Origin of the sequence: Streptomyces sp. NPDC059398, from assembly GCF_042751845.1 — a bacterium.
Taxonomy (GTDB): domain Bacteria; phylum Actinomycetota; class Actinomycetes; order Streptomycetales; family Streptomycetaceae; genus Streptomyces.
The window spans coordinates 1-10106 of the sequence record NZ_JBHYWP010000093.1 but is presented as its reverse complement, the minus strand read 5'-3'; the positions used below and the strand labels follow the sequence as shown (position 1 = coordinate 10106).

Below are 10106 nucleotides of genomic sequence, written 5' to 3'. Positions count from 1 at the left end.
CCCCCCCCCCCCGGGGGGGGGGGCGCCGCCCCGGGGGCGGCGCGGGGGGCCCCGCGCTGCCCCCGGACCCGGTGCCGCTGACGGCGGACCGTATCGCGGTCGGCACCGCCCACCGCGATCAGGCGGCGGCGGTCCGCGCGGCGCTCACGGAGCTGGGGGTGGCGGGGGTGGCCGTCGATACGGCCAACCGCCTCCAGGGCCGGGAGTTCGACGTCACGGTGGTGCTGCATCCGCTGTCGGGCCGCCCGGACGCGACGGCGTTCCATCTGGAGACGGGCAGGCTCTGCGTCCTGGCGTCACGGCACCGGCATGCCTGCATCGTGGTGTGCCGTGAGGGGGTGGCCGAGCTGCTCGACGAGCATCCGTCGACGGAGCCGGTGCAGCTGGGTGTGACGGTGAAGTTCCCGGACGGCTGGGAGGCGATGTTGTCCACGTGGGACCACTGGCAGGCGCATCGCGTGAAGTGGCGCCCCTGACCTGCACCGGGCCACTATTGGTCATGTGTTGGTTACATGCCAACCCACTGCCAGGGGCAACAGGTCTATGCGAGAACGTGACTGGAGGTCTGATCACCCTTGCAGACGGGCAACACCCTTCGTAACTTGCTGACGACAGCAAGGGGAGGGGATCACGTGGACGACATGAAGCTGGTCAAGATTGCCGGGGAAGACCCGGACTGCGACTCCGGTGACTGCGCCAACATCTTCACTACCGACCAGCCGAACACGATCGCCGTACAGGGCTACCTGACCAACCACACCACCCCGGACGGGGAAGCGCTCGTGACAATCCCTGAACACGTACTGAGGGAGGCATTCCGTGCTCTTGGATGGTGACCAGTGGCAGGCGCACTTCCGGGACTTCAAGCGTTCGGCATGGCGCTTCGAGGTACAGCCCACGTACACCATGCCCGCAGAGGCGGAAAGCTTGGCGCGCTTCCTTCAGGGGGAGCCCAAGCCGGAGACCCACAACGCGGCGTGGCATGCGACCGTTCGGGAGGCCGTGGCGGCGGGGAAGTCCTTCGGTAGGGTGCGCCTTGTACGGCAGCCGCTGACGGATTACCAGCGATATCAGTTCGCCTGGGGCATCCCCGGCAACATCCATGCCGGGGAGGACATCCGCGTCCTGGACGTCACAGATCGGGACTTGGGGCTACCGGCCCAAGACTTTTGGATGTTCGACGAAACCACCGTGGTCCACCTGAACTACCGGCAAGATGGAACGCAGATCAATCGGGAACTGATCGAATCACCGGACATCAGTAAGTACATCGGTTGGCGGGACACTGCCTTGGGAAGTGCCGTTTCATTCAGTGAGTATCGAGCCTGAGCATCAAGCAAGAGAGCGGAAGGACTTGGCGGAGGCCCTTCGGGAGCTCCGCCGGGCTTCCGGCCTGAGCGGTGAACGGTTGGCCGTTCGCTGCGATATGAGCCAAACAAAGGTCAGCCGGATTGAGACCGGCCGCGCTCTACCGACCGTGATCGACGTAGAGCGGATTCTGACTGCCCTTGAAGTGCCCGGGGAGGTGGCCGGGGAACTCCTCCGGATGGCCCGCCGGGCGAACGTCAGTTACGCATCCTGGCGTACGCATGCCCGCGTCGGCCTGTATCAGAAGCAAGCTGAGCTGAAGGCACTTGAAGCATCGTCGCGGGTCATGAGGCATTTCCTCCCCGCGATTCCCACCGCGCTCCTACACGTCCGCGCGTACGCAGAACAAACCCTTTCCAAGACTGTTTCCAGTGATCCCGCTCGGGACGTGCAGAGGGCCGTACAGGCCCGAATGGAACGGCAGACGGTCTTGGACGACCGCTCCCGTTCGTTCGCATTCCTGCTGACTGAGCAGGCCGTGAGGTGGCGTCGGGCCACCCCTGCCGCTATGTCCGCGCAGTGTGCCCACATGGCGGATGTGTCCCTGAAGCCGAACGTAGAGATCGCGATTGTTCCGCAGAGCGCCGAGGTCCCGGGCACTCCGCTGAACGTGTTCGTGATCTATGACGACCGCCTGGTGACCGTCGAACTATTCTCCGGGGAAGTCGTCATGCGTGACCCTCGGGACATCTCCCAACACCTCGATTTGTTTGACCTGTTCCTTAGTCATGCACTGAGAGATGCTGAAGCAACCGCGTTCCTCAGGAATGCTTCAGACGACTTTATGCAACAACGTGACTGATGGCGCTTAACACTTAGAAATGGGTTGAGAATGGTTTCCACGCGAAGCGAGGGGACCAGATGAATACCACGACGATGAGCGGTCCGATCTATTTGCAGCCACCTTCCGATCCTGCGGAGCCTGCCAAGGGATGCGACGTATGCGAGGCGTTGGAAAAGGAACGGGCAGCGGCTCACGCGATCGGTGATGGCTCGAAAGTCTCTGACTGCAATGTGGAGATGCGGCGACATCCGCACAGGGGCATGGCGGGGAAGAAGTGACCGCCCCTCTCGCACAGGCGGCGGAGGAGCCTCGTGTCCGTCGGCAAGCCGGACAGCCACTCCGGATTGTGGAGCCCTCCAGGGCTCCGGCGAGCTACTGCGGGGTGTGCACGGGTCACCGTTCGATCTGGTGCCCGGTTTGCTGCGGGTTCGAGGGATGTCCCACATGCCGCCGCGCATTCAAGGCCGCCTGCCCCGTGTGTGCGGGCGGGGAGTTGGATCCGACCCGATGGTGAGATGGCTTCTTGGTCGGGCGGCAGGGCCCGCCTTCGCCTTCGGCAGAAAGGCGCAGGGTCATGAGCAGGCCGCTTCATGTGCGTAAGCCCAAGGGAAGCACGAAGAACAACGCCCTGTGCGACAAGGACGACGCGAACACCAACAAACAACACGCCCAGAAGGCTGATCTTCTTGTCCGGATGCGTGACCGCATCAACGGCGCTCCGAAGACCGGCTGACCCCGTTCTCCGTCTCTGCTGGATTCAACCGCAACGGGCTCTCCCCCGTTTCTGTTCGGAATCCCGCAGGGGCGGCGTAAGCCCCGCCCCGCTGGATCACGATCCAGGACAGCCCGAGTGCCGCCGGGGCGGTCGCAAGTGCAATGCACCACTCCAACGAAGAGAGGCACCACGTATGTCCGTTCCCGTATTCGAGTTCCACACGTCCAGCGCGTGCCAGTACAACAACAACGACCCTCGCTGTGTGGAGGTCGCGACCAACGTCCCCGGCAAGGTGGCAGTCCGTAGCACCGTGAACGGCCAGACTGTTGAGTTCACGGCCTCCGAGTGGACCGACTTCCTGAGCGGTGCCAAGCTGGGGGAGTTCGACGTAGCCGCGTAGGGAGTCATCATGCAGCAGTGCCCCCAGTGTGGTGGCAGCGTGGAGCACGATCCGGAGCACTCCGGAGTGGCGCGCTGCCTGTCGTGCTGGAAAGTGTGGGAACTGCCAACTGAGCGAAGCTGCCCCGGATACCGGCCGATGCGTATGTCAGCGCTACGGACGCTGGACGCATTCCGGGAGCTCCGTCGCTGAGCAACAAACGAACGCCCCCGCCTTAATCAGCAGGGGCGTTCTCTGGTTTGTTCGACCGGGTTCAGAGCAAGGCACGGAACGGGTTGTCCGCAACGGCGGGGCCGGGAGCGGGTGCCCCCTTCGCCGGTTCGGGTGCGGGGGCCCGAACGGGTGCGGGGCGGTAAGCGTTAATCCGAACGACCGTGGCGCGCTGTGTGTAGTCACGCTCGACCTGCCGCATCGGCGATGACCTACCACGCCGAGCCGCCCTCGTCGGGCGTGGCGGCGCCGACCCGGCTGAGAGCTGTCGCGGAGCTGTGCACCGAGCGGTGACCGGTCGGTGCGGGCTCGGTCTACCGGTTCGCGGTTTCGCGAGAGGCGATCCGGTTCGTGCGGCCGACCGCGCCGGCCACCGTGTTGCGCACCGCGAGGCCCGGCCGGGTGCGGGGCACCATGAGCCTGGAGAGCAGACCGACGCGTCGCTGCCGCGGACCCACCTCACGGCGGAGCCGCGACTCGTAGGCGGCGAAGGCGCGGGCGTGATCACCGGGATGGGCGGCGAGCTCTTCCGCGAGGGCGTACGCGCCCGCCATCGCCATACTGGACCCGTCGCCCAGCAGGGCTGTCGCCGCCGCAGCGTCCCCGAGCAGTACGACCCGTCCGCGGGACCACGAGGGCACTCGGACGGTGGTCAGGGGGTCGAAGAACGGAGCGGGGTGGTCGAGGAACGCCTGAGCACACCGGAGGCAGTCCGAGTCGACCCTGCGCCGCGAGCTCGGCCGAATCCAGCTCGCGCCCGGCTCACAGGTAGCCGAGCACGACGCGGACACGAATGGATCGGTGTCGCACGTCGTCTTGCGCAAGGGACACGATGGCGCCGGCTGGCCGCCGGACGGCAGGCGCTGCTCGTGCTGGCTCATCTACGATGCGGCCATATCTATGCCCAGCTCGCCGCCGGATTCGGTGTGGGCACCACCACCGCCTACCGGTACGTCGCCGAGGCCGTCGACATCCTGGCCGCTCTGGCTCCAACCCCCACCGACCCGGTGAGGACAGCCTCCGGCAAAGCGTTCGTGATCCTGGACGGCACGTTGCCGCCGATCGACCGGATCGCCGCCGACCCTGGTCAGCGGGCCGTCAACTGCTCACACGCGAAGATCCGTGCACTCGTCGAACAGGCCATGGCCACCCTCAAAACCTGGCGGCTCATGCGCAAACTGCGATGCTCTACCAGCCGTATCACCATCTCGCGGAGCACCAGGTGCGGTGGGCGGCGCCCTGAGGGCCGGTGTTGCCGTGCTGGGCCTGTCGTCAATGCGGGACGGCCTCTTGCGCGGGGCGGGACAATGGACGGTGGCCGGAAACCAACGACGGAGAACCGCGCACCGCACCACCACCCGGAGACCGGAACCGCCGGGCCGCTGGGCCGCCGGAAGACACGGCATGGCACGGAACAGCACGGCACGGCACCGAACGGCACGAAACGGCACGGCACGGCAGAGCAGGAGACACCTATGGCGGAGCCAGAACAGCGTGAGCGGAAGCCGCGGCCTGCGCCGCTGCTCTTCGAGCCCTCCGAAGCGACCGCCGACCCCGAGCACTTCTTCGACCTGGAGTCGATCGACGATCCGGCGGTGCTCCTCAGCCGTGCCACTGAGCTGACCCTGGCCTTCCGCGCGGCGACGGACCGGGCGGTCGAGTACCAGGCGATGGCCGCGGCGCAGCTCGCCGACCCGCGCCGCTTCGACCGGCTGACGGCGGCGGACATCGCCGAGCGTGCGCAGTGGACCGAGGACTACGCGAAGAAGATGGTCGAGTTCGGCCGGGACCTGCTGCGCGGCCTGCCGACCTGACGAGGGGCCGGTACCCCGCCCCTGACGCGGGGCCGACCTGGCACGGGGCCGACCCCACGCGAGGCCGACGCCCAGCGCGCCGCCGGGTCATATGCCCGTGGACCGGGCCCGCAGGCAAGACCGGTGGGCAAGGGAGTTAGGCAAGGGAGTGGGGCAAGATACGCCTTCCCGCCCCCGCCTGTCCCGATTTCCGCCAACCCAGCGGAGCGGCGCCCTCACTCCGGGTAGACCTGGTCGGCATGAGCGCATGGCAGCGGGACGACAACGGCGCAGGAAACCCCTCCGGCAGAGGTCAGGGCCTCCGGGGCCCGGGAAGCAGGGCCACGGGGAACAGGGTCACGGGCAACAGGGTCCCGAAGAGCGGCGGCCCGGGAAGCAGGGGCCCCGGCACCGGGGGCGGCTTCGGTTTCCAGGTCCCGGGCGCCGGGGGCGCCGACTCACAGGGCTCGGCCATCCGTCTCTCCGGAAGCCGTGCCGCCGCGGGGCTCAGCCGGATCCTGGACGAGCAGGACGGGCAGCACGCCACGGCGGTCACCCCGGCCGGTGCCACATGGCTCGCCTCCGCCGCCCCGCACCCGCGCAGCGCGCTCTCGCTCTGGGAGTCCCGGCCCACCGTTCCGACCGTGCTTGACTGCGGCTCGGTCTTCGACGTGGTCAATGTGCCCGCGATCTTCGGCCGCCGGATGCTGGACACCCTGTGGTCGGAGGGCCCCGGGTCGGGCCCGGTCGCGGGTCACCGCGGCCGGACGCTGCTCTTCGCCGCCCCCGGCACGGCCCAGCGGCTGCCGTCCCTGCTGCACTGGGAGGAGTGGGGCGACGCGGTGCCGCCGCTGCTCTGCCACGGCACCGGGGACGCGGTGACCGTACCGTCGCTGACCTCCCCCGATTCCGGGCCGAGCCCCCGCTGGCTGGTGGCTCCCGACACCCGCCACCCCTGGCTGCCGGGCCCCGAGGTGCTGCTCTGGGCCTGCGTCCGCGCGGCGCGCGCGGCCGCGGCTCCGGCGGTGCGTGCGGGCGGCTTATCGATTTTTCCCCGCGCCGGTCAGGGTGCTAAGGTCTACGACGTCAGCAGGCGCCGCTAGCTCAGTTGGTTAGAGCAGCTGACTCTTAATCAGCGGGTCCGGGGTTCGAGTCCCTGGCGGCGCACAGACGGAAGAAGCCCCTCGCGGAAGCGGGGGGCTTCTTCGTTGCGCCGAAGGTGTTGTGACGGGGGTGTTGTGACGAGGGTGTTGTGACGGGGGCGGGCGAGGTACGCACGTACCACCGACGCCTCATACGACCGGTGTGACCTTGACGGTCCAGGCTCCCGACGGCGTACGGTCCGCCACCTCCACCGTGGTCCCGTTGCCGGGGACAGTGAAGGTCTCACCGACCCCGAGCGGTGCGTCGGCCAGCGGCGGGTAGACCGACTGCCCCCAGCAGCCCGAGCTGTGCGGGTGGGTGTCGACCACCCGGATCGGCCCGTCACCGGAGGCCAGCTCCGCCTTCACCCGGTAGATGAGGACCCCCTCCGAGCAGGTCGAGGCGTCGTTGCCGGCCGCTGTGCGCGCCTCCATGACGAGGGCGCTCTCGTATCCGGTCCGCAGCACGAGCAGCCGGGTCCCGGTCGTGTCGGTACCGGGCGCCGGGACCTCCTCCAGTGGTTCCAGGGTGAACATCTGGGGGGCGGTCCCCCGTACACAGCCGATCTGCCGCCGGTCCAGCCAGCCGAGCTTCCACTTGTGCCAGCCGAAGAAGTCGGACGCGAGCCCGAACTGGCTGCCCATGACGTCCCAGTCGCCCACATAGGTGTCCCAGTCGCCCTTGTCGTCCGACGGACGGTGGTATAGGTCCGGCAGGTCGAAGACGTGTCCGGTCTCGTGGGCCAGCACATTGCGGTCCGGCGGATGCCGCTCGAAGCCGGTGACGAAGCGCCGGATGTCCGTACCGTCGGCGCGCAGGGGGACATCCAGGTTGACCACCTTCGTGGCGTCCGAGTCGACGCCCGGTGCGTCCGGGTCGGCGATCAGATAGACGAGGTCGTACTTGCTGAAGTCCACCGCCGGATCGGCCGCGGCCACCGCGTCCCGCAGATACGCGTCGCGCTCGCCCGCACTCCAGTCGCGCCGTATCGCGTAGGCGGAGGCCGGCTTCGGCATCATCGTCCACCGCTGCATCGGATGCGGCCGCAGCGTGAACTTCCCGTACGAGGCCCGCCGGAAGAAGGTGGTGGTCGCGGGGAAGTAGTCGGCCGCCAGCTCCTGCGGGGTGGTGTCCGGTACGGCCCCCGGGAAGGACAGGAAGATCATGACGGCGTCGAGCGCGCCGACAGGGCGGGGGTAGGCGGAGTTCCAGCTGTCGAGTCCGACCGAGTGGTGGACGTCGGCGCGCGGCAGCGCGCACGGTCCGGCGCCGCCCACGGTGGCGACCGCCGGCCCGGCGACCAGGGAGGTCGCGGCGAGCGCCATGAAGGAGACCAGGATGGCGCCGGCCTGCCGCAGACGGCGTCGGTCCACTCGCACAGGCGCCTGCGCACGCTGCACGTGGACCTCCGGGTTCGGGATGCGGGACACCCCACCCACCCTGGGCCGATTTATATGTTTATGCCCTGTCCAGCTGCCCCAGGCGAGTGACCGGGCCGACACCCCGGACCTTTACGGAAAGTCACAACCGATCACGTCAGAAAGCCCCCGGACCACAGCCGCGCAGAAACGATCACCCTTGGGCGCGGGAGCGACCACCGTGCGCCAACGAGGCTGGAACGGTCCTTGCTTCAACCTCTATGATCGGCACACTTTCCCCTGTGGACACGCGCATCCGGCGTTTCTCCACCGCCCGGCCGACAGACCCTGAGCCCACCTTTCGAGATGACTGCACCACGGGAGCCAGCCGTGAACGGAACCCCTGAAGGACGCGGCCCGGCGCCGGGGTCCGTCCGGCCGCCGGTCACGGAGCGTCAGGCCATCGGGCGAACCGCGGCCGAGCTGAACGACTACCGCGCCGCCTTCAACACCGCGCGGCTCGCCATGGCCGTCGTCGACCGCGAAGGGCTGGTCGTATCCGCCAACGCCGCACTCGGCGGGCTGCTCGGGGCCGAGCCCGCAGCGCTGGCCAGGCAGACCGCGGCCCGCCTGGTGGACCTCTCGGCGGACACCCGCACCTGGGCCGCGTACCGCGAGGTGCTCCGGGGCCGCCGCTCCAGCTTCCGCTGCACCCGCCGCCTCAAGCACGCCGACGGCCACTCGCTCTGGGCCGAGGTCAGCGTCGCCCCCTTCCCCGACAGCTCGCAGGTACTGCTCTCGGTCGCCGACGTCAGCGACCGCCGGGAACTCCGGGCCAGGCTGCGCCACCTCCAGATGCACGACCCGGTGACCCGGCTGCCCAACCGCACCCTCTTCTTCGAGCGGCTGTCGGCGGCCCTCGACCCGTCGGCGCGTGAGCGGCCGGGCACCGGGCGGATCGGGCTCTGCTATCTGGACCTCGACGGCTTCAAAGCTGTCAACGACACGCTCGGCCACCGTTTCGGCGACCGGCTGCTCGGCGTCGTCGCCGCCCGGCTGACCGACTGCGCCGACCAGTCCGGCCACGGGCAGGACAGCGGCGGCAGCGGGCATCTGGTGGCCAGGCTCGGCGGGGACGAATTCGCCCTGCTGGTCGAGGACTCCACCGGCACCGAGCAGCTCGCCGGCCTCGCGGCCTCCGTACTGGCCGCGCTCCAGGAGCCGTTCGACCTCGGCGGTCAGCGGCTCTCGGTCTCCGCGTCGATCGGGGTGGTGGAGCGGCTCGCCGAAGGCACCAGCGCCACCGGCCTGATGCAGGACGCCGACACCACGCTGTACTGGGCGAAGGCGGACGGCAAGGCGCGCTGGACGCTCTTCGACCCCGAGCGCAACGCGCACCGGATGACCCGTCAGGCACTGTCGTCCACGCTGCGGCCCGCCGTGGACGACGGTGAATTCCTGCTGGAGTACCAGCCGTTGGTGGACCTGACGGACGGGGAGCCCAAGGGTGTGGAGGCCCTCGTCCGCTGGGACCACCCGCAGTTCGGCCGGCTGACACCGAACCGCTTCATCGGTCTCGCCGAGGAGGACGGCTCCATCGTCCAGCTCGGCACCTGGGTGCTGCGCACCGCCTGCCGGCAGGCGAGAGCCTGGCAGCTCGAACACCCCTCCCGCCCCCCGCTGTTCGTGAGCGTCAACATCGCCGTACGGCAGGTGTGGGACTCGGATCTGGTCGCCGATGTCGCGGGGATCCTCGCCGAGACCGGTCTCGCGCCCGACCTGCTCCAGCTGGAGCTGACCGAGTCGGCGGTGATGGGGTCGACGGGACGCCCGCTGCAGGCGCTCCAGGACCTCAGCGACATGGGCGTGCGGATCGCCATCGACGACTTCGGCACCGGCTACTCGAACCTGGCGTATCTGAGCAGGCTGCCGGTGTCCGTACTGAAGCTGGACGGGTCGTTCGTACGCGGCTTCCGCTACGACGCGGGCACCCACCCGAACCCGGCCGACGAGATGATCGTCGAGGCGCTGGTGCAGCTCGCGCACCGGCTGGGCCTCACGGTCACCGCGGAGTGCGTCGAGACGGCCGGACAGGCGACCCGGCTGCGCAGGATCGGCTGTGACACCGGGCAGGGCTATCTGTACTCACGGGCGGTGGCGCCCGACGCGATCGGAGCGCTGCTCGCGGGCGCGGCCGCGCGGCGGGGCTGACGCCCGGAGCAGGCTGCGACGGGGCTGACCGCCGGACCACAGCCCGGCGCGCCCGGCTTCCCGCACCGACGCGCAGCCCGGTCGGCCGGTCCACAGCAGCGCGGAGGGCGCCCGGTGACAGGTC

11 protein-coding genes, 1 tRNA gene and 1 pseudogene are annotated in these 10106 nt (G+C 69.1%); 11 read left to right on the top strand and 2 right to left on the bottom strand.

Going from position 1 to position 10106, the window contains the following annotated elements; genetic code table 11:
• The 6 genes from ACFXBC_RS27280 to ACFXBC_RS27255 form a co-directional block, all read left to right on the top strand.
• Positions 1-476: AAA domain-containing protein (locus ACFXBC_RS27280; protein ID WP_385029860.1), on the top strand; the 476-nt coding region annotated here is incomplete at its 5' end.
• A gap of 165 nt (positions 477-641) precedes the next feature.
• Complete coding sequence (locus ACFXBC_RS27275) at positions 642-836, top strand: hypothetical protein (RefSeq protein WP_385029928.1); 195 nt, start codon at positions 642-644, stop codon at positions 834-836.
• Positions 820-1329, top strand: a complete 510-nt coding sequence (locus ACFXBC_RS27270; protein WP_385029857.1) for a DUF6879 family protein — start codon at positions 820-822, stop codon at positions 1327-1329. The genes ACFXBC_RS27275 and ACFXBC_RS27270 overlap by 17 nt, the downstream gene beginning before the upstream one ends.
• Positions 1313-2170, top strand: coding sequence for a helix-turn-helix domain-containing protein (locus ACFXBC_RS27265; RefSeq protein ID WP_385029854.1), 858 nt, complete (start codon positions 1313-1315; stop codon positions 2168-2170). Before ACFXBC_RS27270 ends, ACFXBC_RS27265 begins: the two co-directional genes overlap by 17 nt.
• 556 nt (positions 2171-2726) lie before the next feature.
• Complete coding sequence (locus ACFXBC_RS27260) at positions 2727-2885, top strand: hypothetical protein (protein WP_385029851.1); 159 nt, start codon at positions 2727-2729, stop codon at positions 2883-2885.
• 175 nt (positions 2886-3060) lie between these two features.
• Entirely contained in the window at positions 3061-3267 is a 207-nt protein-coding gene (locus ACFXBC_RS27255) for a DUF397 domain-containing protein (RefSeq protein WP_385029848.1), read from the top strand.
• 524 nt (positions 3268-3791) lie between these two features.
• Here the strand turns inward: ACFXBC_RS27255 and ACFXBC_RS27250 are convergent.
• On the bottom strand, positions 3792-4118 hold the full coding sequence (locus tag ACFXBC_RS27250; RefSeq protein WP_385029846.1) for a hypothetical protein: 327 nt from the start codon (positions 4116-4118) through the stop codon (positions 3792-3794).
• A 168-nt stretch (positions 4119-4286) separates the two neighbouring features.
• Here ACFXBC_RS27250 and ACFXBC_RS27245 point away from each other — a divergent pair.
• The 4 genes and pseudogenes from ACFXBC_RS27245 to ACFXBC_RS27230 form a co-directional block, all read left to right on the top strand.
• Positions 4287-4682: pseudogene (locus ACFXBC_RS27245) on the top strand (transposase family protein); the annotation flags it as partial.
• Between the two features lie 270 nt (positions 4683-4952).
• The gene (locus ACFXBC_RS27240; RefSeq protein ID WP_385029925.1) at positions 4953-5291 is read left to right on the top strand and encodes a hypothetical protein; all 339 of its coding nucleotides are present in this window, start codon (positions 4953-4955) and stop codon (positions 5289-5291) included.
• Between the two features lie 494 nt (positions 5292-5785).
• Positions 5786-6373 carry a bifunctional DNA primase/polymerase gene (locus ACFXBC_RS27235; protein WP_385029922.1) on the top strand — a complete coding sequence of 196 codons (588 nt, stop codon included), beginning with the start codon at positions 5786-5788 and terminating at the stop codon, positions 6371-6373.
• Positions 6364-6437, top strand: a tRNA-Lys gene (locus tag ACFXBC_RS27230). The genes ACFXBC_RS27235 and ACFXBC_RS27230 overlap by 10 nt, the downstream gene beginning before the upstream one ends.
• A 125-nt stretch (positions 6438-6562) precedes the next feature.
• Here the strand turns inward: ACFXBC_RS27230 and ACFXBC_RS27225 are convergent.
• Positions 6563-7786: a M6 family metalloprotease domain-containing protein gene (locus ACFXBC_RS27225; protein ID WP_385029843.1), complete on the bottom strand. Its 1224-nt coding sequence runs from the start codon at positions 7784-7786 to the stop codon at positions 6563-6565.
• A 351-nt stretch (positions 7787-8137) separates the two neighbouring features.
• On the opposite strand from ACFXBC_RS27225, the gene ACFXBC_RS27220 reads away from it, so the two are divergent.
• A complete protein-coding gene (locus tag ACFXBC_RS27220; RefSeq protein WP_385029840.1) occupies positions 8138-9982 on the top strand; it encodes a putative bifunctional diguanylate cyclase/phosphodiesterase in 1845 nt (614 codons plus the stop codon).
• The last annotated feature ends 124 nt before the right edge of the window (positions 9983-10106 follow it).

Coding starts and splice junctions, on each gene's coding strand:
- ACFXBC_RS27275 (WP_385029928.1), top strand. CDS start 642: ATGAAGCTGGTCAAGATTGCCGGGGAAGACCCGGACTGCGACTCCGGT.
- ACFXBC_RS27240 (WP_385029925.1), top strand. CDS start 4,953: ATGGCGGAGCCAGAACAGCGTGAGCGGAAGCCGCGGCCTGCGCCGCTG.
- ACFXBC_RS27255 (WP_385029848.1), top strand. CDS start 3,061: ATGTCCGTTCCCGTATTCGAGTTCCACACGTCCAGCGCGTGCCAGTAC.
- ACFXBC_RS27260 (WP_385029851.1), top strand. CDS start 2,727: ATGAGCAGGCCGCTTCATGTGCGTAAGCCCAAGGGAAGCACGAAGAAC.
- ACFXBC_RS27220 (WP_385029840.1), top strand. CDS start 8,138: ATGACTGCACCACGGGAGCCAGCCGTGAACGGAACCCCTGAAGGACGC.